Genomic DNA, 22,547 nt, shown 5'->3' with positions numbered 1-22,547 from the left:
TCTTCATTCCGATAGTTCCGCAATCTGCGGACTATTGGAGCGAAGACCCTTTTCCTTTTTAACCAATCCTTCTACGATTGGTAATGTTATGCCTTAACAGCCTCAAGCACTTCATTGGCATGACCTTCAACACTTACACTGCGCCATTCACGAACAAGAACTCCCTCTTCATCAATTAGGAAGGTAGAGCGTTCTACACCGAGGAATGTTTTCCCTCCCCAACTAAGTTCTTTCCAAACTCCGAATTGCTCCGACACCGTGTGTTCTGTATCCGACAGCAATAGGAACGGCAAGTTATATTCTGCTATAAATTGATCATGGGAAGCAAGATCATCCGGACTAATACCAACAACCTCTGCACCATTCTCCGCAAATTGACCATTGAAATCACGGAAATCACATGACTCCGTTGTACATCCAGGTGTCATATCTCTCGGATAGAAATAAATGACCAACTTCTTCCCTTTATAGTCATTCAAAGAAACCTCTTTCCCGTTTGATGCATGAAGTTTAAAGTTAGCTACCTTTTCTCCCACTTGTACATGACTCATTCTTGTTCCTCCTCTAATTTATAGGCTCTTGTACGTCGTACTTTTCAAAATAAATCGATTGTCCACGAATTAATGCATCTGCCTCGTTGCTATCTTCATATAGCCCATAAGCAAGCATCATCTTCGTCAGTGCCGCTTCTACTGACATATTCTCAATAAACCAAGCACCCGCTTCAATTAATCTGTGTGATGATTCATATAACGCATCTGAAGCATCCTTAATGGGACATAAGTACACATCGATGTTCATTTCCTTGCATCGTTTAATGAACGCAGTAAGCGAATATTTTCCTGAGTCCAATGCACACGCAGTTCCTGAGTGATGAAGATCATGAAGAATAACCCTCGGCTTCGAGGCTGCGAATTCATACAAGGAATAATCAAGACCTGGATATGGCTTTATGTAAAGGATTGCATCCTGCAACTTCAACGTTGCGGGAGTCCATCCAATTGCACTTTTCGTAACTGACAAGGATTCAGGGGTAGGGTTTCTACGATCCGCTTGCCAGAGGAAGGTTCTATCACTCGTCATTTGACCGTATGCCAGTACATATGGGCTCCTAAATTGATCGGTGAAAGATTCATTTTGAAAAATTCGTGTTCCCAAATAAACAACTGATTGCCCTTTATCATTTTCATACACAACAAATACACCTGATAACTTTGCATCCATAATAAAATCAATGGAGCTGGACATATTCCGAAGTCCATTGCTTCTCTCATCTGCGATCGGGTAGTTGCTTGCTGTCAGCACTAACGGCAGTGATATATCCGTGAACAAATAACTCATCATTGCTGCCGTATAGGCAAGTGTATCTGAGCCATGCGTTACAATAATCCCTTCATAAGCACTCCAATCAACTTCGCGGATAGCTGCCGCCAAAGTAATCCAATCGCTAGGTGTTATATTCTCACTTAACAGATTTAATGGTTGCAACGTATCCAGCGACACATCTTCTCGGCTGAAGGACTGCTTGCGATATTCCTCTAACAAAGCGTAAGAACCGGAGTCTGTTACATTTATCTCAAGTCCCTCTGCTTTACTCCCGATTGTTCCACCTGTAAAAATGACTAAAAGCTGCTTCATATGCAGTCCTCCTTTCGGTATTTCTTATGTTCTGACCTTATTATACGATACTAATGGCATTGAGCAAAAAAAGGAGCCGTAAGCGGCCCCTTCTTCCTTAATTACCCTGCGATTGTCGTTCGATTCCGACCATTATTCTTCGATTGATACAGTGCTTTGTCCGCTAAACGGAACAGTTCTTCTGGAGACTTCGAATGGTTAGGATATACCGCTATACCAAGAGAAATAGTAACAGCTTGTCCTACTGGACTAATCGTTTTTTCCGTTGACACTCTCAGCATTTCAGCTATTTCGTAAGCTTCCTCCGAATAGGTGTTAGGCAATAGAATAACAAATTCCTCCCCACCATAACGGAAGCAGCTGTCTGATTCTCTAACCAATGACTTGATCGTTCCAGCGAGATGTTTAAGCACTTCATCACCTGCTTGATGTCCATACGTATCATTAACGCCTTTAAACCAATCAATATCAATAACTATAACTGCAAATGGCTTGCCATCCTGTTCCCAGTCGTCCATAAGTTCCGTTAATGCTCTGCGATTTGATAAACCTGTAAGCGGATCAGTAACCGCCCGATGAGCAAGCTGATTATTATTCATTTGTATCGTTTGAATCGCGAGAACAACTGTTTTTGTTAAAAAGTCTGCCTCTCTGTTCCAATGTGATTTCAGTGATGGCAAAGATATTGTTCGGCCCTCTGAAAAGTCATTTACAATGTTAGCTAAGGAAACAAAGGGTCTCACTAGACGTTGAGCAAGCCACATCGATAATAGGAGCAACAATACGAAAGGAGTGATCATATACAATATTTGTTTTTTTACATTGTCAATTAACTGCTCATTCATCGATGTCGTCGGGGTTTGCTGAACAATACCCCATCCCGTTTCATTAATGTAACTGTATGCAGCAGCCATCTCAACCCCTCGCGTATTAACGACTACCCCCATCCCATTTTGTCCACTTATTAATTTTCGAACAAGTCGGTTTGTCGTTACATCTTCACCTAGACGAGAGGTATCAGGATGATAGATCAAATGCCCCGCACCATCTACAACAAAATAATAAGAATTAAACTTATCTGATCCATGTCCGCCGATTATTTCATACAGAATATTTTGTTCACGCAAATAAATTGTTCCTGCGATATAACCTTGAAAATGTCCATCTTTGGTAAAAAAAGGTTCTGCAATGACGATAATTAGCCTTCCTGTTGATGCAATGTAGGGAGCGGTAATAAAAGGTTTTCGTGCTTCCAATTCTGACTGCGTTATTTGTGGAGAAACCGTTGACCCTCGAAGTTCTATATTATTTGGTGCTACATTTCTGATGTCACCTTTTTCGTTAATCCATAAAATTGAATTAAAATATCGATTCAACTCAACAGCTAGATCAAGATGAAGCTGTACTTCTCCCGAGCTAGAGGCTGTTTCGTCCTCTAGAAAACGTGCAGTAGATTGCAAGCTTTCACGCATTGATTTAAAAAGGGAATCGACCGTAATACTCATCTTATTAGCTTTTGAATAGTTATGTGTAAGTGTCGAGTTAAGTAAAGTGTTTTTTTCTGCAGTGTAGGAGGTCACTAGCAATATAAGTGCAGTGCAAAGTACAGACGTGGCAACCAAGCCAGTAAGTAAAGTTGAGAGCTTTATCTTTCGATTGGCTTCGAGCGTTAATTTCATTGCGGCCCTCCGTTTACTTTCAATAAGAGACAGCTTATTCCATTATACGGATAAGGGCAATTATATTCTATGCTATCTTTACCATTTTTAAATAAAAATAATTCCACCCTACATTTAATTTAATCCGCCCCGAAAATCTCCCTTTTTCTTACTAAAAAGAAAGAAAGCTCCGCATATGCTGAACAGCATATACGGAGCTCGCTCCCCTATTTTTTCGTTACAGCGATCTCTCTTCACTCTTCCGTTTCATGAACGGCCACCAATTAGCGTCACCGAACGTTCGTACCATAACAGGTATAAACAGAGGCAACATAACTAGCGCATACAGAAACAGTCCGCATAACACTACAGTCGCAATCTGTAAGAGGGACATTACCCCCGAAGGCAGCATTGCTGCGAATGTTCCTCCAAGAATGACTGCAGCCGACATAATAACTGTTCCCATGTTTTTCATCGCTTCTAATATAGCCTTCTTCGGATCAAGATCCTTGTATTCCTTAAACCGATCCATTAAGAAAATGCTATAATCGACGCCAAGAGCAACAAGTAATACGAAGCCGAAGAACGGAACTGCCCAGCTAATGCCCGACAGACCCAGCATTCGTACAAAGATAACTTCTGTTATAGCAAGGGATGTATAGAACGTCACTAACAGTGAAACAACAATATAGATAGGAATAATGAAAGAACGGAACAATACGATCAATATGAGTGATATGCCGATCAGCATGAGCACTATCGTACGACCATAATCACCTTTAGAAATCGTGTTAAGATCGTTGTTCATGCTCGTCACGCCTCCGATAGCTACCTCGGACTCCTTGTACTGCGTTCCTTTCATTGCTCGATCAATTGCCGCTTCCAGGGAGCCAATTTCCTCCATCGTACTTTGCGAATACGGATTGCTGGCAAAGATGACTTCGAATTTCGCCGTCTTGCGATCAGCGGACATATAAACATCAAGTGAAGCTTGGAATTGCTCCTCCTTAATCGCTTCCTTCGGAATATGCCAGCCTGTAATTCCTTTGTTCGGGGCTTCCGCTAAGCCTTGCAAGTAACCACCTGCCGAAGCTAGACCGTCCGTAACTTGGGATAAGCCCTCTACACTCTGATCTAAGCCGCCTGTTAGCTCACTTAACTGTTTGTTCATAGTAGTGAATCCGCTCTTCAGTTCCTCTTGCGCCTCAGCAAGTTCACCAAGAGCTTTCGTGACACCAGGCAGTTTCCCTACGATCTCGCCTTGACCTGCTGCTGCTTGTGAGATGCCTTCGTTCATATCACCTAATCCGTCCGCAAGCTTTTGAAGTCCAGCAGCTAGAGCGGATTGTCCTGCAGAGGCCTCCGCATAACCTTTGTTCGCTTGCTCCATGCCAGCTGCTACACCTGCCAACTGCTTATTCATCTCGACTAACTGAATGCCAAGTGCCGAAGCACCCTTTTGCAGCTCTGCAAGTGTACCTATTGCCTCTTGGAATACACGATCATCTTTAAGATCAGGATAGTTTTCTTGGAGTCCAGTCAAGTGCTTGGTCACACCGCCAAGACCCTCAGTGAGTTTTGCTTGCTCTGTAGCAACCTTTCCATAACCTGCCGTTAGTCCAGAAAGCCCTCCAGCTAACCCATTGTAGCCTTTAAGAAGCTCACTACTGCTTGCCGCTAATGTTTCTGCACTTTGTTGTGCGTTTGTAAGTCCAGCGACTAACTCCTTTGCACCTATGGAACCTTCATTAAGCCCTGTTTGAATGGCAAGTAGACCATTCGTCAATTCAACAATACCTGAACGAAGCTCATTCGTTCCTTCAACTAATTGATCTGCACCATCTACTGCCTCTGCAAGCTTCGGTGCGTTCTCATTCAGTGCGCCGCTCGCCTCTGCCAAACCATCACTGATTTCTCCGAGTCCTTCGCCGCTTTTGCCTAATCCTTCATCGAGAGTAAGTACTTGATCCGATACAAGGAAATCTTCAAGCACCTCTCCTGTCGGCCTTGTGGCACTTCGAACCATCTTCACCCCTTCAACCTTTGCAAGCTCTCGGCTTGCCTGCTCAAGAGTTGCAAGTCCTTCAGGTGTATCCATTGGTTTATCTGATTTAATAATGACGTTAGTGGGCAAAGTCTCACCCGGTCCGAAACTTTCAGCGATTTGATTAAACCCTTTTACCGAGCCATATTTATCACTAAGTTCATCTAGTGAATTGAAAGAAATAGTACCTTTGTAAGCTATTAGGAAGGGTACAATGATGACTCCTAAAATAACGAGCGCCCATGCTGGACGTTTCAACGAGAAATTACCTACAAATCCCCACAGCTTGCTAGGTTTATGCTCTAATGAGCCCTTTGCTGGCCAGAACAATGCGTTGCCTAGCAGGGATAGAAAAACGGGTACTAGTGTGTATAGCGCTAGTAATAAAATGAGAATACCTACCGCTACTGCTACAGCTGAACGATACAGTACAAATGTAGAGAAACCGATCGACGTAAAACCTACAAGCACTGCTAGCCCTGAGAAAAATACAGTTCTGCCAGCCGTACGATACGTATGTACGATAGCTTCTGTCTTATCACCACGGTGAGAGAGCTCTTCTTTGTAGCGACTAATCAGAAGAATACAATAGTCTGTACCTATTCCGAATAGTACTGCCACTAAGAAAATTTGTGTAAAGTTTGAAAGTGGGAAGTTCACATATTCCACTAAAAAGGCTACAACAGATTGTGATACTAAATAAGTAAATCCAACTGCCAGCAACGGAACAAACGGAGCAGCTACAGAACGGAATACGATGAATAAAATAATTAAAATAAATCCTACAGTTATAACCTCTGTTTTCTTAAGCCCTTCTTCTGAGCTATGAATGACATCTTCGTTTATAAGCCAGTTACCCGTATAATAATGTTCGACTGACACATTCTCAAGAGCCTTGTACAAGTCTTCTTGAACAACTTTCAGTTCACGATCCCCAGCTTCAACATTTAGAAGCGCAAGAATGGTATCTCCCTTTTCTGATACCATCTGTTTCTTAAGCTCAGGTATTTCAAAGTGAGTCATAATGGAGCTGACGCCGAGAGCATCCCCTTCATTCCTCAGCTTATCAATACTACTCTCTACTTCTTTAAGATCAGAGTCACTTAGCCCCCCTTTTCGATGAAAAGTTAGCACTGTTGACATACCTTCTGATCCGCCAGCGGCAGAACCAATCTCTTTTTCTAACTCACTTGCAATTGTAGAGGTGTAGCCATCGGGAACGGTTATTTGTCCCTTTGTACGAACAAGCTCCGCCATATTAGGAGCAGTAACCATTAAACCAACAGCTCCGAGTACCCACAGTGCAAGCACCAGCCACTTAAACTTTAAAATAACTCTCATCATTCCACTCCTTCTCCCACATGGATAAATCTTTCTTTAATTCCCTCACGACTTCTGCGATTGTTTAGCCAGCTTCTCATACGTTTCTACAAAGGAAAAAGCCTCTTTTTCGTCGAAGTGGCTTATCATCCCTGTAAGTATAACGAGCACTTGCTCCTCCATAAGTCCACATATACGATCGCCTTCTTCTGTTAGAGCAAGGTTAATAACCCGACGATCCTTTTCTTCAGGAAGACGCTCTATGAGACCTTTATCTGACAATCTCGAAACGATTGCCGTAATTGAGCTTCTTCCAACACAGAAAATTTCAGATAACTCTGAAGAGGTACTGGTTCCGTTATGCTTTAAGTAACGAATCGTTTTGAATTGCTCAACGGTGAGCTCCTCCGGCAGTATATCGCGCATCCTTGCATTTAATCTGCGTTCAAATGTAAAGTTAGCCATCTCATACCGATAGATTAGTGATCTAAGTATATTTTCATCTACTCCCATCCACTCTACCCCCCAATGTAATTCTATTATAGAACTATTCGATAATAGAACTATATCAGCTTCGCAATCCGGTTGCAAATTCCCCTCATTTTTCCAAATAAAAAAGGAATTTAAATAATTTTGTCGAATGTCGAAAGGTAGATGTACGGTCAAAAATACAGTGAACTCAACACTTTTCGTTTTCATGAAAGCCCATACACTATATTGCTTGTTACAGCACTGGGAGGACTTGCGTGACTATTTCATTTCAAAAGCGCCACAAATGGATGATACTCGTTCCATTTACCGTTTGTACTCTACTTGCCATTCTCGGGGAATGGAGTCAATTTACGTTCATTTATGGAATAAGCTTCTCACTAACAAGCCTCTTCCTGCTGCTTGCTGTTCGACTTTTCGGCATGTGGGGAGGGCTTCTGTCAGCAGTAATTGCATATGTTGCCGGAGGTTTCATGGTTACTCATCCGGTATTTTTAATGTTAGGCATTTTGGAGGTTATTGTAGTAGGACTATTGCTGAGAAGATACAATGGGCGCCTTTTCTGTTCTGCTGCATTTTATTGGTTTATTATCGCCATTCCTCTAATTATTTTCATTAGTAACGCACAATACCCGAATGACAATATTGATGTGAAGTTAATTATATGTATCTACGTCGTCAACGGATTATTCAACGCTCTATTCGCTGAAATTATCCATCAATATATGCCCCTTCGCCGTTGGAGCGGATTATCCAACATGAAACGTTTGCCCAGTACAATCAATCAGCTTCTTCTTCATTTGACTCTTGGAATTGTGATGGGCGCCTTTCTACTTAACATGTTGGTTAACAGTCTTAGTTCCTTTAAAGAGGCTAGTGTCTATGCTGAGCATACTTCTACTGAAGCGATTAACACCGTTTCGAAAGAGTGGAGCGCAATTAGCAGTTCCTACGCCGGTCCACTAGATGAGGTGCAAACGAGGCAACTCCAGTTTTTGATTGATCGATATACCTTTCCTGATAGATACACATTCAGTTTAGTAGATCAGAATCATCTTATTGTCGCATCCAATCAATCAGATTTAGCTAACAAGCATATAAGGCCGTTGGAGAAGGTTTCACTTCGTCATATCAATAATAACTTGTACTTTTTAACATCAAATAAAAACGAAAACCCATTCAAGCCTTATACATGGCAAGATGAAAAATTTCTATATAAAAGCGAACTCGTTGACGGATCAGGTTTTTTTCTGGTTAGCATCCCGCTCAGCAATTATCATACTTCCTTGTTTGATAAGTACTTTATACACTTTATCTACATGCTCTGCTTTGCAATTGCAGCAGCGATCGTAGCAATGCTCATTAATCGGTCCATTGCCAGAAGTCTGCAGCGTCTTGCTGTTTCCACAAAAAATCTTAGTTTGAAGTTGAGTCAAAATCGTACGTTAGAGCTCCCAAAGAGCAGTATTATAGAGATTCACTCCCTAATCGCCAACTTTAAACATATGGGGGGTAGCTTACTGCACTTGTTCCATGAATCACAAAGAAATACGGATCGTCTACAGGCTCAAGCTGAATTGCTCTTGCAATCGGAAGAACGTCTTCATCAGCTTGCTTATTACGATATGCTGACAGGTCTTCCGAACCGACTTCAGTTCACTTTGCAATTTCAGGAGCTTATAAAAAAGAGCCTCGGCAATACATCCGATCAATTGCCTATCGCTGTGTTATTTGCTGATATTAATCGATTCAAGCAAGTGAACGATACACTCGGACACTCATTCGGTGATCGTCTGCTCCAAATGTCAGCAAATCGCTTTATGAACATGAATTCCGAGGCATGCAGCGTATACCGATTGGGGGGCGACGAATTTGTATTTGTCGCTCGCTATGAGGATGAGAGTGAATTAAAAAAATCTGCACAAGCAATCTGTGATAGTTTTAATGAACCTTTTGTCATCAATGGGTTCCCGCTATTTCTAACGATCAGCGTTGGTATTAGCGTCTTTCCTCACGATGGCGAAGACATGGATAAAATTATCCGTAACGCTGACATTGCGATGTACAACGCAAAAGAGGAAGGCGACGGCTGTTATCGCTTCTTTAAACCAGATCAAGAACAGGTCATCGCTGAGAAAATGCGCCTTGAGAATGGCTTGTACAATGCATTATTAGAGGATCAATTTTCCCTGCAGTATCAACCTAAAATTAATGCAAGTTCAGGGGAGCTTAGCGGTATAGAAGCACTTATTCGATGGAATCATCCTGACTTTGGCCTTGTTCCACCTGACAAGTTTATTCCACTTGCAGAGGAATCCGGTTTCATTCTAGAGATCGATAGCTGGGTTTTCCACGAAGCATGCCGGCAAAATAAAGCTTGGCAAGATGCAGGTTTGAATAAGGTGTGTGTGTCCGTCAATATCTCTGCACGGCATTTCTATCAAGGAAACTTGAAAGAAATGATTCTGACGGGGCTGCAAAAAACTGGCCTTGAGCCTAAATACGTAAGCTTGGAAATTACGGAAGGCGTGTTCATGCGCAATATTGATCAAGTTATAGAGACAATACTGTATTTACGTAATCTTGGCATTCAAATATCCATTGACGATTTCGGTACAGGTTATTCCTCCTTAAACCAGCTGCAACGATTGCCGATTACCGATGTAAAGCTAGACCGTTCCTTTATTTCAGGAATTACGAGTGACGACAAAAAATCTTCCATCGTTCGAGCTATCATTGAACTCGTTCATAGTATGAATATGAAAGTAGTTGCTGAAGGTATCGAGACCATTGATGAGTCACAGTTCTGCAGAGAATTAAATTGCGATGAACTGCAAGGTTATCTGTTCAGCCGTCCGCTTCCTGCCTCACAGATGGAAGCTTTATTAGCACAACACAAAAAAAGCTAGTATTGCTAAAGGATTTATAGTCACTTTCCAAGTTGATATTTTGAATTCACAAGCCCTTCTCCATGCCCCAATGGAGAGGGGCTTGTTCATACTTTTCTAACATTAGCAACAAAACATTTCTAATATTTCAATGCTACTGTTAGATTGACTAATTAAGAAATTAAATCCATATAGTAGCCCTTCCATGACGTTTCTTAATCAAATTTAGCCAAATACTATTTTATGGGGTGCATATTGATGTTTAATTTAAAGAATAAAAGTCTAGTACTGACAAGTTCCATTATTATTACTGTTATATTAATGGTACTGATCTCTTCAACACAAATTTTATCGTACAGCTTTCAGAAAAAAACACTAATGGATGAAATCAGACATACAGGTGAAACATTAGGTTACCAATTGGAGTTTGATTATGAGTTTATTTCAAGGGGTTACAAGGAACTGTTAACGACCAAAACAAGCAAAGCAGCCATGTTTTCTGTAATGAAAAACAAGTTTGACGCAATGACTCGCAATGATAGAATTACGAACGCCGTTCTTTATATACCTGATTTTATCGTGAAAGATGGGAAGAAACACATCATGATCCTGCAAAGTAGCGAGGATATGACCGCAAACGGTTTTGGAATTGGCGAAATGTATGAGATGTCCGCTGAATTTGAGCAGACGATCCGTATTGCCCTCGAGAAGGGGGAAAGCTGGAGCGATGTATATGAAGATAAAATGGGAAGTTGGATTTCATATTTCAAGCTTATTGTTAATGAAAAAGGCGATCCCGTGGGAGTATTCAGCATCGACTTCAACTACAACCAAGTAGATAATGAGCTATCCGCTATGGTCAAAGAGAGCATTATCATTGCATCTGCTCTAGCGATTGTCGCTATTGCGATTGTTATCATACTCATCCGTTTTGCTTTGATGCCGCTTAAACGACTTGTTGAAGTAGCAGATCTAGCAGCAGCAGGAGATCTTACTTTAGCCGTTCCTGTTCGAAACAGTAACGAAATCGGAAAAGTATCAGCTTCCTTTAACGCTATGATTGCAAACCTCCGTACATTATCTAAAGATATTCGGAGCAGCTCAGAGGAGGTTTCTAACTCTGCTTACCATATGCAGCAAAGTGCTGAACAAACCTCTAAAGCGACAGAAGAAGTGACCGAAGCCATTCAAGAGGTTGCGTCTGGATCGGAAACACAATTGCAGAGCTTCCAGGAATGCCAGCGCGCTATGGGCGAGATGGCAATCGGAATCGGTCGGATAGCAGAATCTACATCTTCTGTATCTGAGCTAGCGGCAGAAACGAACGAGCTCGCCTCTGAAGGTGAAGCAGTTATAGAGCAAACTCTGCATCAGATGCAAGAGGTAGAATCCAATATTGAAGCAACTGTAGTAGCACTGCAAGAGCTTAAGAACCAAAGCGACCAGATTGGGAACATACTCGTACTGATCAGCGACGTAGCCAATCAGACGAACTTGCTGGCACTCAACGCATCAATCGAAGCAGCACGTGCCGGAGAACACGGCAAAGGTTTTGCTGTTGTTGCGGTTGAAATTCGCAAACTTGCTGAGCGCTCCAAAGATTCTTCTCAGCAAATCGGACAAATTTTGAACACGATAAGCAGCCGGACGACTGAAGCAGTCGGCGCTATGGAGCAGTCCGTCTCCGCAGCACGCACAGGCTCCAATGTCTCTAATCAAGCTGGTGAATCATTCCGTACCATTATGGAATCCATCAAACATGTAGCTAGTCAAGTGCAGGAAGTGTCCGCAGCCGCTCAGCAAATGTCTGCTGGAAGTGAGCAAATAGCCGCTTCGTTAGATGAACTTGAGCATATTGCACAATCAGCGTCAGCAAATTCACAACGCGTTGCAGCTGCATCAGAAGAGCAACTTGCTTCTATGCAAGAGGTTGCAAGCAGTTCTGTACAGCTCCGTAGTTTGGCAACAAGCTTAAAAGAAGCGGTAGGTAGGTTCAAAACATAACAGATTATCTATGTAACATTCCGATCTTAAAAAACGTTTTAACCTTTAGTAGTATGTTTAGGTACACTATTTTCGTTAATAACATTAGAGAGGGATGACGGAAGTGGAATATACTTTTCTTATAGTAATCATGTTTATATGTGCTCTCGCTGCCTCCAATAAAATGAATAATTTAGAGAAGATGATTAAATACCAGCAATACACAATAGATAAACTATCCAAACAACTTGGGGTACCTGAACATCCAATTAATGATGTAGTTAGAAAAAAGCTCAAAGAAGACAAATATGTAGAAGCGATTAAAGAGATACGCGAAGTTTTAAATATGTCATTACCTGAAGCAAAAAAATATGTTGATGCGATAAAGGACGATATGTAAATAACATGCTAAAGAGGTTGTTTCCCAATCTATCTGGGAACAACCTCTTCTTTAATTTGTATAAACCTAGTTGCCCTATTACGCTGTTTGCACCGAGCCTTGTTGAAGCTGATACATCGCATAATACTTACCTTCGTGCTCCATAAGCTCATCATGATTGCCTCGCTCAACGATAACACCACGGTCTAGCACTAGAATTTGATCCGCTTGCCTGATCGTGGACAAACGATGTGCGATAACGAAAGTGGTACGACCCCGCTTGAGCACATCCAATGCTTCTTGAATGATAGCTTCCGTCTCCGTATCAATGCTTGCCGTAGCTTCGTCCAGAATGAGAATGGCAGGATCATACGCAAGTGCTCTTGCAAAGGAGATCAATTGCCGCTGACCAGCAGACAAAGTACTTCCCTTCTCGATAACCGGCGCATCAATACCTCCAGGCAACAAGCTGAACATATCATAAGCACCCACATCCCGCAGCGACTGTTCAATCTTCTCGCGTGAAATAGCTGGATTATCTAAGCTAACATTGGATGCAATCGTTCCAGTAAACAGGAATGGATCTTGCAATACGATACCCATATGTTGGCGTAACATTTGCTTAGGAATGTCTCTTACATCTTTGCCATCGATAGCGATGGTCCCTTCATTCGTATCGTAGAAGCGGAACAATAGATTGAGTATGGAGCTTTTCCCTGATCCCGTATGCCCAACCAATGCAACCGTCTGACCTTGACGAGCATCCAATGAAATATTTTTAAGCACATATTCGCTTTTCTTATAGGCAAACGATACATTTTTGAAGGTAACCTCGCCTTTGTATCGATCCATCTTCCCCTTCGTTACCTCAATACCTTCCTCGTCCATCAGCTTGAATACACGCTCTGCTGATACACGGGCGGTCTCCAGATTAGACAACTGATTCACGATTCCGACGATCGGTGCAAACATACGGTTCATATAATCGATATAAGCATAAAGCACGCCCACTGTTACGATAGCGCCTAGAGATCCACCCCAGAACATCCAAATAACAATAAGGAAAAGGATGTTACGAACGACGTTAACCAAATTGTGCGAAGTAATAGAATTCAAGCTAAGCAACTTGTTTTGATATTTAAAATAATAATTGTTCATTTCATCGAATTCTTTTGTTGTTTCTTTCTGACGGCGGAACGCTTGAATGATCGTCATCCCTTGTATGGATTCATTGATCATTGCATTAATTTCGCTCAGTTTTGTCCGAATAATCGTATTGTACTTCGCCGCAAATTTGCGATAAATAATAATCCAAACGATTAGAATTGGGATTAGCGGTAATGTAATTAACGAAAGCCTAGGATCTAGCAAGAACAAGGCACCATAAATCGCCACCATATAGATCGTACCGGTAAAAAAGTTGGCCAGAACGCCAACATACAGCTCCCGAATGGACTCCGTGTCATTCGTAATACGGGAGACGACTTGGCCCGCAGCCAAGTTGTCATAATAATTAACAGGCAGTCGCTGTGTATGAGCGAATACATCATTACGCATTCTCATCACAATTTTATTAGCCGATGTCTGCAAAATTAATCGCTGCCCGTAAGAGAATATCGCGACGAGTACTAGCAGTCCCATGTAAAGTGCTGCTAGTTTGAACAAGCTTGGTATTTCTGGTTTATAGAACGCGTATAACTCCTGTTTTGTTAACTTCGTTACGGGATATACGGCATTTTCTCCAGTTGTGCTGTTCCGTACTGTCATCTCGCTGCCAGTTACTTCCCGCTTACCGCCCTCAAACGCAAGCGCACCATTCAAGAAGTAATAGCTGCGTCCTACTTGCAAGACGCGAACCTCTGCGCCTTTTGAAGCTGCTTCGTTAGGTTCGAAGCGATCTGTACGTTTGTACCATTGATCCTTATAATTCACAGCGTAAGGCTGCTTACTCTCTACTTTATGCCACTGCTTCTCTACGCCAAGAATATTTTGGTCAATCATTCGCTTTGCAATGAGCGGCCCTGTAAGCTCCGCACATACTGCAAGAACAAGCAGTACCATTGCAGCCAGAATCGACTTGTTGTATAACATGGCGTATTGAAACAAACGTTTACCTGTCGTTCCCATTGTTCTTCCCGCCTCCTATCTATTTACGTTTCTATCGTAGCTTCAAGTTGCTGACGGTCATATTGCTCACGATACCAGCCGCCATTTGCAAGGAGACGATCATGAGTACCTTCCTCGATAATACGTCCATCCTCCAGCACAATAATCCAATTTGCATGTTGTACTGCAGAAAGCCTATGCGTCGTTATAAGCGTCGTCTTACCTGCACGCTCCGTACGAATACCTTCAATAATTTCAGCTTCTGTCTTCGCATCTACCGCCGATAACGCATCATCCAGCATCAATATTTCAGGATCAGCTATTAGTGCACGCGCAATGCTGACACGTTGCTTCTGTCCGCCGGATAAGGCAACGCCCTTCTCACCAACCATCGTCTCAAGTCCGTCTGGCAGGAATACGATGTCTTTGGCGAATGATGCCCGCTCAAGCGCTCGCTGTAAATCAGCTTCCGAAGCATCTGTACGTCCGAAGCAAATATTTTCTTTGATCGTCTTCGAAAAAAGGATTGGCTGCTGCGGCACATATCCTATCCAACCAAGTACCTTATTGATCTCTAAATCAGACAGTGATGTTCCAGATATACGAATATTACCGCTTCCTAGCGGATATTCACGAAGCAGTTGCTTCAGCAATGTCGTCTTGCCGCTGCCCGTACGCCCAACGATACCGAGTGTCCCGCCTTGTTCAAGCTTCAAAGAAATATTTCGCAAGTTATCCACCTCTGAAGATGGGTAACGGAAAGTTACGTCATTAAACTGAATTCCAGTTGGCTTCTCAACATCTACTGGCTTGCTGGCATTTACCACATCTGCCTTGTAGCCCAGTGTCTCATTCACTCGGTCGAGTGAAGCATTACCACGCTGCATAATATTGATTAACTCACCGATAGCGAACATTGGCCAAATTAACATCCCTAGAAATATATTGAATGATACTAACTCGCCCAAGGAGATCTCATTGTGGAAGACGAGAAATCCGCCATAACAAAGACCGATTAAGTAACTCATTCCGACGAGAATTTTAATGGTAGGCTCAAAAAGCGCATCGATGCGAGCAACTGCAATGTTTTTGCCCAGCACCTCTTTTGTCTTATCTCTGAATCTTGCCTCACTTGCTTCCTCTTGTACAAAGGCGCGAATAACACGTACACCCGCCACAGATTCCAGCACCTGATCGTTCAATTCACCGAATGCATCTTGCGCGTTGGTGAACCGTTCATGAATTTTTTTGCCGTAGTAAGACATCGCAATCGCCATAAAAGGAAGCGGCAGCAATGCTGCTAGCGTTAGCTTCAAGCTGATTGTAGCAGCCATTACGATTAGAATCGTAATCATAAAGAGAGTTGAATCCACAAGCGTCAGAATGCCGAAGCCCGCAGTCATAGATACAGCACTCAGATCATTCGTAGCCCGTGCCATAAGATCACCCGTCCGATTGCGCTCGAAAAACTTCGGTGTCATCCGTAGAAAGTGACCCATAAGACTGGAACGCATCAGCCTCTCCAGCATGAAAGCTCCGCCAAATAATTTATAATGCCATACATACGTAATGAGGTAACCTACAATAGTTAACGCGATCCAAGCATACATAATGCGGTTGAATTCAGCAGTACCAAGTACGTTCTGATTAATTCCGTCGATCAAGTAACCGAGCATCCAAGGGGGAATAACATCAATAATACCTGTTAATACGAGCAAAAATATGGCTACCGTGTAACGTTTCCATTCCATTTTGAAAAACCAGCTTAATTTGTTTAATACGCTGAACATATTCCTCTATCACACCTTCCATTGCCATCCACATGACTATTTTTTTACAACATACAAAAAAGCGTGTCGCCGTAACGACACGCTTCATCAGACTGAAAATTGGCATTCCTCCGCTATAGAAACGGAGCAACCAATCCAAAGTACAGAAAAGGCGCATGATTACGGAAACGTAATCCTGCGCCTTTGATATCGGGTAGTACCCTAATGATCAAAGTTAGAAATCGCACGGATGGATTACGTTATTATGATGAAAACGATGACGATTAAACATAATGTTAGTGATCCCGTTAACACGGAACTCGTTGGCGTCCATTACATTCATAGTCACTTCGTTATTGTTCATTCCATTGAAATTAATCATCGACGTAATCCCCCTTTCCAATTGTGAAATCTATTTGTCACTTTACCATCACAAGAAAAAACTGTCAACCTTGTAAATCAGTTTAAATCATTCTCTACCAGCGGCAACCATTCCTCTGGCAACAATCGCAGGTAAGCTCCTTGCAAATAACGATCATCAATCAGAAGAAGCGTACCGCTATCCTTCTCAGAGCGAATGAGGCGACCTCCAGCTTGCAACACTTTGTTCATTCCTGGAATGACATATGCATAGTCAAAGCCATTATGGCCTTGCTTCTGATAATAATCTCTCAGCGTATTGCGTTCTATACCAAGCTGCGGTAATCCTACTCCGACGATAACAACCCCAATTAGTCGATCTCCCGGCAAGTCGACTCCCTCCGAGAAGATGCCTCCCATTACAGCAAAGCCGATTAACGTTCGCTTATTGTCTGGCTGAAAGGCGGATAGAAACTCGTCACGCTCCGCTTCGCTCATATCCGTCCGCTGAAGCAGCACCTGAACATCCTCGTCAGAGGACTCCCCCGCAAGCTTTCCTAATAACTCTATATATGCTTCGTGAACAGCATTCATGTAAGCATAGGAAGGGAAAAACACAAAATAATTTCCTCGCCTTGCTTGCACTGACTGTTGAATCAGCTCTGCGATTGGCACATAAGAATCTCCCCGATCCGCAAATCTAGTGGACAGTGGGTGTATCGCAACTTTAAGCTGATCCCGAGAAAACGGCGATGGGAGAGATAATGTATAGTCCTGTTCCCTTCCGCCAAGCATGTCCATATAGTATCTCAGCGGCGTCAACGTCGCCGAGAAGTAAATATGCGAGCGGTAGCCCTTTCCCATCTGGCCAAGCAGACTTGAAGGGTCAAGGCATTGCAGCTTCACTCTCATATCTTTTCTAGTCAGCTCCGTCAACGTGACAAAGCGCTCATCGTAAACTTTGGCTGCTCTAAGAAACTGCTGCGCACCATAGTAAATATCAAGAAGTTGACTGCTATTTACACGCTTTTGATTCACTTCTGGTGTATCGGGGATATGACCAACTGTCCCCTCAGTTTGAGCAAATAAATCACCGGTTTGTAAAACAATCTCACTAGCATTAGTTTCGGTGATACCACCCAACACCACGCCTGATTCAAGAAGCTTCTCCACTTCTGCGGCGAATGCTTCCACTAACGCAACAAGCTCTTCTGGCAAGTTATGATCCACCGATTGGGTCGATTCTCCGAGTAGCTTACGCTGAGCAATAAAATTATCATTTACCGCTTTAGCAGCCAAATAAGCGCTCTTATGTCTACCTTTCAGTTCTCTTTGCATCGAAAGAAACGGTGCTTTCATTAACTCCCCCGAATACATCTCCCGGGCTCGATCAACTAAATTATGAGCTTCGTCTATGAGCAGCGCCGTCCGTTTCTTCCCTTCCGCATATTGCCGTTTGAACGAAATACGTGGATCAAACACATAATTATAATCGCAAATAACGATATCTGCTCCGTAAGAGAGATCCAATGAAAATTCAAACGGGCAGACACTATGCTTTCGTGCATATTGTTCAATGACAGCTCGTGTCATTATTGTTTCATGTTCAAAAATATCCAACACTGCTCCATTAATTCGGTCATAATAGCCGTCTGCGAATGAACAGCTCTCCCTTTCACAGCGAGTTTCTTCCTGGAAGCATATTTTATCCTTCGCTGTTATTGTCACCGCATGTATCCGAAGTCCCTGTGACTTCATAAGTATAAGCGCATCCTCAGCGGCTGCACGTGTAGTCGTCCGAGCGGTTAAATAATATATTCGTTGCAACACCCCGCTTCCGATCGCCTTAATGGCCGGGTACGTTGTCGATACTGTTTTGCCAATGCCCGTCGGGGCTCGTGCAAATAAAGAAACACCTTCATCAATTGTTTTGTACACAGCCCCCGCAAGTTTTCTCTGGCCCGCTCGATAAGATTCAAAAGGGAATGGCAACTCAGCGATACTGACATCTCTCTGCTCCTGATGATTCTTCCGTAACTGCGCATATGGGGCGTAACGTGCTACCATTTCCAAAACATCACACTCGAGCTCTTCAAAACTTGCTTCCCGAACGAATCTAATCTCTTCCCCCGTCCCCGTCTGTACATACGTCAGTTGGACTCTCATGGCTTCAGTTCCCGTTTGCTTGGCGTACATATACGCATAGAACCAAGCTTGAGCCCAGTGAACTGCGTAACCTTGCTCTTCCTTAATACGAACTAGATCTCCCCGACTCGACTTGATCTCGTCAATCGTTGGAACTGGCTCTGTTGCAAGCAAGCCATCGCAGCGCCCATCCAATGCAAACAACAGATCTCCCCATGCGATATCTGCCTTCAAATAAACTTCACGCTGATCACCGTCACCGTAATTCCCTTGTACACGCAGATGTGCCTTCGTTCCTTCGTGCATCGCATCAACCGACTGAAGTCGCGCATCAATACTGCCGCTCCGGTATACATATTCAACAAGATGCCTAACCGATAAATTAACCGTGTATGTATCCGTCATAACCTCTCCTTCAGGCATCGCCAAAGAACATTTGTTCCCATAGTGTACCATATCTCCCACCTGTCACGATAGGCTGTAAACGCAGAACAACCCTGCTGGCGGGGTTAGCCGCGCTCGCAGGGTTGCATGTATATTCGATCAGCTCTTTAATTCTGCCGTGGTGTTAACCAAAGTCGGGAGCATTCGCTCGCCGCTTACCATCGGCGCGTCACACATGATGCAATTCGGGACTTGCTCGAATGAAAAGTTATCTCTCATCCAGCTGTTGCAGCCCTCAGTTTCGCATGTCCATACCTTCGTGTTTTCCTGTGGAATTTCCTCTAGCGGTTTTTTACGATTGTACATGGTCAGCCTCCTTAGCACTAGCGCAAACGTGTAACACAAGGAGTCGTCATACGTCTGCATCTCAGAAATAAAAGTGATCCCTTCCCGCTGCATTGAGGACTAACAGTGCCGCTTTTTTAATCCAAAACGGAAAACTGCCTTAAACACGAGGTCCAAGGGCAGCTTTTGTCTATGCGGCTCTGTTGCCTTTCACAACAACAGGATAATGTTTTCAAATTTCAGTTATTGTACCATGTTCACCCAGATAAGGCAAACGATGTTCGTTTTGTGTGTACGCGTTAAGAATTGATCAGACACAACTGGGGGATAGTTGAGTATAGGAGGTGAGAAATTATGAGTACAGAAGACTTCGTTGACAAGGTTAAAGATACACAACAAAAAGCGGAACGCAACAAACGTCGCTTCGGACACGGCACTCCTGCGAAGGGGTTATCCACCAAACAACACAGTACAAACAAATAACATAATACAAACAATTAGCCCAAAACGACAGAAGAGGCTTCACCGCTGTAATGGCGAAGCCTCTTTTGGTTCATTGCGCATATTCATGCGGATAATATTCGATTCGAGAATGGGCGTATATGACAAGACGCTCCCTGTCTATGTCATATTGTACTGGTCCATCCTTCACATAATACCAAGTCTTCAGTGTAGGCTGATCCTCATAGGTTGTGAAGATAAACACATTAAGCTCTTCCTTAACCTGTATGAGCGCTTCTACCTTCTCATCTTTTGGCGATTCGATCTCCAGCAGCCACCCATCACCTTGTTCAGTTAGAGTATAGGCAACATGTTGAGTCTTGGAATCAAAAAACATTCGGCCGCTCACCGCATGTTTTACCAGCAACGTTTGCTTCATATGTGCTAACCCCCAATGCAAGCTCTACTACGGCAAATCAATTAACATAAAAAAAGTATCTTCCACCGCTGTAAGGGTGAGTTCTGTCGTATCTTCGATATGTGCAGTATCGCCCGTTGCAAGCAAATCTAGATCATCCTCGGCTAATTTATTCGCTGCGCCAATGCTGCCTTCAATCGTATAGAGAAACAGCTTTCGCCCAGGCTTTGTTTCAGCAACCAGCGACTTACCCGCTTCAAGCTTGCTTAAATAGATCGTTAAGTCCTGATTAATGGATGCAATCTCTCCTTGTACTCGTTCTCCAGCAGCGTTTCCAGTTACGACTGGAAGCAATTCGTTAATAAGCCCATCCAGATTAAACTGCTTAGCTTCATAGTTCGGCGCAAGTCCACGCTCCCGTGGCATAAACCATAGCTGCAACAAGCGCATTTCTTCCGTTTCCGACGCATTAAACTCTGTATGAATGACACCGCTGCCCGCCGACATTCGCTGTACTTCTCCGAATTCCGTCACGACAGTATTTCCTAAATTATCTTCGTGTCTAATGCTGCCATTCAGAACGATAGATACGATCTCCATATCACTATGAGGATGAGCACCAAAACCTCTTCCCGGTGCCAAATAATCATCATTGCAAACGCGCATAACACCAAAGCCGTTGCGCTCTGCGTCCTGATAATCTCCAAATGAATAGAGCGGCTGGCTGCGCAGCCAGCCTAGATCTGTCATATGTCGCTCCGATGCAGGAAATATATGAATCATCTTCATTCTCCCTCTTATCGAACAATATTTTAAACCCTTCAAGATTGACTACTTACTGGCTTCGTCACTGAAGGCGAAACGTTATTAGGATATAACTTACCCAACAAGTACGACTGTGCAATCATGAATAGACCACCAGTAACCCAATATAACGATATAGCAGCTGGCGCCCAAAGCGCGAATACTCCCATAAGTATTGGAGACAAATATCCAAGCATCGCAAGTTGCTTTGGTTGATCCGAATCTGCCCCACGCTGGGACACTTTGAACTGTATGAAATAGACAACCGCAGCTATAATCGGCAGAAGAATATCTGGCTCTCCCAGCTTAAACCAAAGAAAAGAATGCGATGCAAGCTCAGGAGTTAATCGAATCGCTGAATATAGTCCTGTTAGAATCGGTAATTGAATGAGCATCGGAAGACAACCCATCGCAAGAGGATTCACTTGATGCTTCGCATATAACTGCATCATCTCTTCTTGGCGCTTCGTCACTGATGCTGCGTCCTCTTTACCTTTATATTTCGCTTCTAATTCCTTAAGCTCCGGCTTTAGAGCCGTCATCTTCACTTTCATAGCTTGCTGAGAACGGTACTGCTTAAGCATTAATGGGAATAATACAATTCTTATAGCAATGGTAATAACTATAATTGCGATACCGAAATTATTATGAAACAATCCTGCCGTCCATCCAATTACTTGAGATAAGGGATATATCACATAATGATTAAATACTCCAGGCGTCTCTGCATCAATGGTTCCCGAAGCTGGCGTGCAGCCTCCAAGCATGAATAACGCAGCAAATACGAACAGTATAGTAATTAAACGTGCTTTGGCAGGGAATTTAATATGTTGAATACGTGGCATGAATAGCCTCCTCGTTTGTTTGTTTTCCATGAAACAAACGAGTACAGACACTCCGATTCGTCATCATCAGGTGCATCTTTGCGCTTAATGTAACGAATTAGCCACTTATGAACTGCAGTGATTGTATGGATAACTTGCGGCAATTCGCCTAGTCGCACTTCTTCGACTGCTGCTCTGTCATACGTCATTACCGATTTGTCATGTAGATGTGTTGCATACGCATATACAAACGTACATAACAAACTAATGGAAAATAGATAAGGTATCCATTCCTGCAATTCTAATTCAAACATTGCATTCCCTCCTCCCGTCACGATCTTATTTATTCATTAATTATACCATGAAAAATTTATTAGGTTTCAATATGTTGATGTTTATTCAATACCTTCAAACCCAGCACTACAGCTACTAAATCAGTTGGTAATATTTCACACTGGTTAGAACATACTTTTGCAATTGTATCGAATATGGTATGCTCTATACTCTCGACTGCATAATTATACACTATTAAGTGAAATCAATTATTGAAGT

Annotated in this window: 18 protein-coding genes; 4 read left to right on the top strand and 14 right to left on the bottom strand. The window is 42.9% G+C overall.

Going from position 1 to position 22,547, the window contains the following annotated elements; translation table 11 throughout:
* Nucleotides 1-86: 86 nt before the first annotated feature.
* The 5 genes from bcp to MFF31_RS10490 all read right to left on the bottom strand — a co-directional run bounded on the left by bcp (nucleotide 87) and on the right by MFF31_RS10490 (nucleotide 7,173).
* Nucleotides 87-551 carry a thioredoxin-dependent thiol peroxidase gene (bcp, locus tag MFF31_RS10510; protein ID WP_238187956.1) on the bottom strand — a complete coding sequence of 155 codons (465 nt, stop codon included), beginning with the start codon at nucleotides 549-551 and terminating at the stop codon, nucleotides 87-89.
* 13 nt (nucleotides 552-564) lie between these two features.
* A complete protein-coding gene (locus MFF31_RS10505; RefSeq protein WP_238187955.1) occupies nucleotides 565-1,638 on the bottom strand; it encodes an asparaginase in 1,074 nt (357 codons plus the stop codon).
* 101 nt (nucleotides 1,639-1,739) lie between these two features.
* A complete protein-coding gene (locus tag MFF31_RS10500) occupies nucleotides 1,740-3,317 on the bottom strand; it encodes a sensor domain-containing diguanylate cyclase (protein WP_238187954.1) in 1,578 nt (525 codons plus the stop codon).
* Between the two features lie 217 nt (nucleotides 3,318-3,534).
* The gene (locus tag MFF31_RS10495; RefSeq protein WP_238188560.1) at nucleotides 3,535-6,681 is read right to left on the bottom strand and encodes an MMPL family transporter; all 3,147 of its coding nucleotides are present in this window, start codon (nucleotides 6,679-6,681) and stop codon (nucleotides 3,535-3,537) included.
* A gap of 45 nt (nucleotides 6,682-6,726) precedes the next feature.
* Complete coding sequence (locus MFF31_RS10490) at nucleotides 6,727-7,173, bottom strand: MarR family winged helix-turn-helix transcriptional regulator (RefSeq protein ID WP_238187953.1); 447 nt, start codon at nucleotides 7,171-7,173, stop codon at nucleotides 6,727-6,729.
* A 233-nt stretch (nucleotides 7,174-7,406) separates the two neighbouring features.
* Between MFF31_RS10490 and MFF31_RS10485 the strand changes: the two genes are divergently transcribed.
* The 3 genes from MFF31_RS10485 (at nucleotide 7,407) to MFF31_RS10475 (ending at nucleotide 12,420) form a co-directional block, all read left to right on the top strand.
* A complete protein-coding gene (locus tag MFF31_RS10485) occupies nucleotides 7,407-10,058 on the top strand; it encodes an EAL domain-containing protein (RefSeq protein ID WP_238187952.1) in 2,652 nt (883 codons plus the stop codon).
* A 237-nt stretch (nucleotides 10,059-10,295) separates the two neighbouring features.
* A complete protein-coding gene (locus MFF31_RS10480) occupies nucleotides 10,296-12,041 on the top strand; it encodes a methyl-accepting chemotaxis protein (RefSeq protein WP_238187951.1) in 1,746 nt (581 codons plus the stop codon).
* A 94-nt stretch (nucleotides 12,042-12,135) separates the two neighbouring features.
* Entirely contained in the window at nucleotides 12,136-12,420 is a 285-nt protein-coding gene (locus MFF31_RS10475) for a hypothetical protein (protein ID WP_248565455.1), read from the top strand.
* A 78-nt stretch (nucleotides 12,421-12,498) separates the two neighbouring features.
* On the opposite strand, the gene MFF31_RS10470 is transcribed toward MFF31_RS10475, so the two are convergent.
* The 5 genes from MFF31_RS10470 to MFF31_RS10450 form a co-directional block, all read right to left on the bottom strand.
* On the bottom strand, nucleotides 12,499-14,526 hold the full coding sequence (locus MFF31_RS10470; protein ID WP_238187949.1) for an ABC transporter ATP-binding protein: 2,028 nt from the start codon (nucleotides 14,524-14,526) through the stop codon (nucleotides 12,499-12,501).
* Nucleotides 14,527-14,549: 23 nt separating this feature from the next.
* The gene (locus MFF31_RS10465) at nucleotides 14,550-16,295 is read right to left on the bottom strand and encodes an ABC transporter ATP-binding protein (protein ID WP_238187948.1); all 1,746 of its coding nucleotides are present in this window, start codon (nucleotides 16,293-16,295) and stop codon (nucleotides 14,550-14,552) included.
* Between the two features lie 214 nt (nucleotides 16,296-16,509).
* Nucleotides 16,510-16,656 (bottom strand): hypothetical protein, encoded by a 147-nt coding sequence (locus MFF31_RS10460; protein ID WP_238187947.1) that lies wholly within the window; start codon nucleotides 16,654-16,656, stop codon nucleotides 16,510-16,512.
* Nucleotides 16,657-16,733: 77 nt separating this feature from the next.
* On the bottom strand, nucleotides 16,734-19,184 hold the full coding sequence (locus MFF31_RS10455; RefSeq protein WP_238187946.1) for a helicase C-terminal domain-containing protein: 2,451 nt from the start codon (nucleotides 19,182-19,184) through the stop codon (nucleotides 16,734-16,736).
* A gap of 138 nt (nucleotides 19,185-19,322) precedes the next feature.
* Nucleotides 19,323-19,529, bottom strand: coding sequence for a cold-shock protein (locus MFF31_RS10450; protein WP_197937092.1), 207 nt, complete (start codon nucleotides 19,527-19,529; stop codon nucleotides 19,323-19,325).
* Between the two features lie 333 nt (nucleotides 19,530-19,862).
* Here MFF31_RS10450 and MFF31_RS10445 point away from each other — a divergent pair, with 333 nt between their 5' ends.
* The gene (locus tag MFF31_RS10445) at nucleotides 19,863-19,991 is read left to right on the top strand and encodes a DUF4023 domain-containing protein (protein WP_375541285.1); all 129 of its coding nucleotides are present in this window, start codon (nucleotides 19,863-19,865) and stop codon (nucleotides 19,989-19,991) included.
* A gap of 70 nt (nucleotides 19,992-20,061) precedes the next feature.
* On the opposite strand, the gene MFF31_RS10440 is transcribed toward MFF31_RS10445, so the two are convergent.
* From MFF31_RS10440 to MFF31_RS10425, 4 genes are read right to left on the bottom strand one after another with little or no spacing between them, the layout of a single operon-like run.
* Entirely contained in the window at nucleotides 20,062-20,388 is a 327-nt protein-coding gene (locus MFF31_RS10440; RefSeq protein ID WP_238187945.1) for a hypothetical protein, read from the bottom strand.
* A 27-nt stretch (nucleotides 20,389-20,415) separates the two neighbouring features.
* A complete protein-coding gene (locus MFF31_RS10435; RefSeq protein ID WP_238187944.1) occupies nucleotides 20,416-21,150 on the bottom strand; it encodes a pirin family protein in 735 nt (244 codons plus the stop codon).
* A gap of 38 nt (nucleotides 21,151-21,188) precedes the next feature.
* The gene (gene yidC, locus MFF31_RS10430) at nucleotides 21,189-22,016 is read right to left on the bottom strand and encodes a membrane protein insertase YidC (protein WP_238187943.1); all 828 of its coding nucleotides are present in this window, start codon (nucleotides 22,014-22,016) and stop codon (nucleotides 21,189-21,191) included.
* Nucleotides 21,971-22,309 carry a hypothetical protein gene (locus tag MFF31_RS10425; RefSeq protein WP_238187942.1) on the bottom strand — a complete coding sequence of 113 codons (339 nt, stop codon included), beginning with the start codon at nucleotides 22,307-22,309 and terminating at the stop codon, nucleotides 21,971-21,973. Before MFF31_RS10425 ends, yidC begins: the two co-directional genes overlap by 46 nt.
* Nucleotides 22,310-22,547 lie beyond the last annotated feature (238 nt).

The organism is Paenibacillus sp. L3-i20 (assembly GCF_022180385.2).
In the GTDB taxonomy this organism is placed as follows: Bacteria; Bacillota; Bacilli; order Paenibacillales; family Paenibacillaceae; genus Pristimantibacillus.
Note: the sequence above shows the minus strand (reverse complement) of the source record. Positions and strands in the feature narration are given on the sequence as shown.

What these genes read in the sequence shown, in the direction of transcription:
- bcp (WP_238187956.1), bottom strand. Translation starts at nt 551, where the DNA reads ATGAGTCATGTACAAGTGGGAGAAAAGGTAGCTAACTTTAAACTTCAT.
- MFF31_RS10505 (WP_238187955.1), bottom strand. Translation starts at nt 1,638, where the DNA reads ATGAAGCAGCTTTTAGTCATTTTTACAGGTGGAACAATCGGGAGTAAA.
- MFF31_RS10500 (WP_238187954.1), bottom strand. Translation starts at nt 3,317, where the DNA reads ATGAAATTAACGCTCGAAGCCAATCGAAAGATAAAGCTCTCAACTTTA.
- MFF31_RS10495 (WP_238188560.1), bottom strand. Translation starts at nt 6,681, where the DNA reads ATGAGAGTTATTTTAAAGTTTAAGTGGCTGGTGCTTGCACTGTGGGTA.
- MFF31_RS10490 (WP_238187953.1), bottom strand. Translation starts at nt 7,173, where the DNA reads ATGGGAGTAGATGAAAATATACTTAGATCACTAATCTATCGGTATGAG.
- MFF31_RS10480 (WP_238187951.1), top strand. Translation starts at nt 10,296, where the DNA reads ATGTTTAATTTAAAGAATAAAAGTCTAGTACTGACAAGTTCCATTATT.
- MFF31_RS10475 (WP_248565455.1), top strand. Translation starts at nt 12,136, where the DNA reads ATGACGGAAGTGGAATATACTTTTCTTATAGTAATCATGTTTATATGT.
- MFF31_RS10470 (WP_238187949.1), bottom strand. Translation starts at nt 14,526, where the DNA reads ATGGGAACGACAGGTAAACGTTTGTTTCAATACGCCATGTTATACAAC.
- MFF31_RS10465 (WP_238187948.1), bottom strand. Translation starts at nt 16,295, where the DNA reads ATGTTCAGCGTATTAAACAAATTAAGCTGGTTTTTCAAAATGGAATGG.
- MFF31_RS10460 (WP_238187947.1), bottom strand. Translation starts at nt 16,656, where the DNA reads ATGATTAATTTCAATGGAATGAACAATAACGAAGTGACTATGAATGTA.
- MFF31_RS10455 (WP_238187946.1), bottom strand. Translation starts at nt 19,184, where the DNA reads ATGACGGATACATACACGGTTAATTTATCGGTTAGGCATCTTGTTGAA.
- MFF31_RS10450 (WP_197937092.1), bottom strand. Translation starts at nt 19,529, where the DNA reads ATGTACAATCGTAAAAAACCGCTAGAGGAAATTCCACAGGAAAACACG.
- MFF31_RS10445 (WP_375541285.1), top strand. Translation starts at nt 19,863, where the DNA reads ATGAGTACAGAAGACTTCGTTGACAAGGTTAAAGATACACAACAAAAA.
- MFF31_RS10440 (WP_238187945.1), bottom strand. Translation starts at nt 20,388, where the DNA reads ATGAAGCAAACGTTGCTGGTAAAACATGCGGTGAGCGGCCGAATGTTT.
- MFF31_RS10435 (WP_238187944.1), bottom strand. Translation starts at nt 21,150, where the DNA reads ATGATTCATATATTTCCTGCATCGGAGCGACATATGACAGATCTAGGC.
- yidC (WP_238187943.1), bottom strand. Translation starts at nt 22,016, where the DNA reads ATGCCACGTATTCAACATATTAAATTCCCTGCCAAAGCACGTTTAATT.
- MFF31_RS10425 (WP_238187942.1), bottom strand. Translation starts at nt 22,309, where the DNA reads ATGTTTGAATTAGAATTGCAGGAATGGATACCTTATCTATTTTCCATT.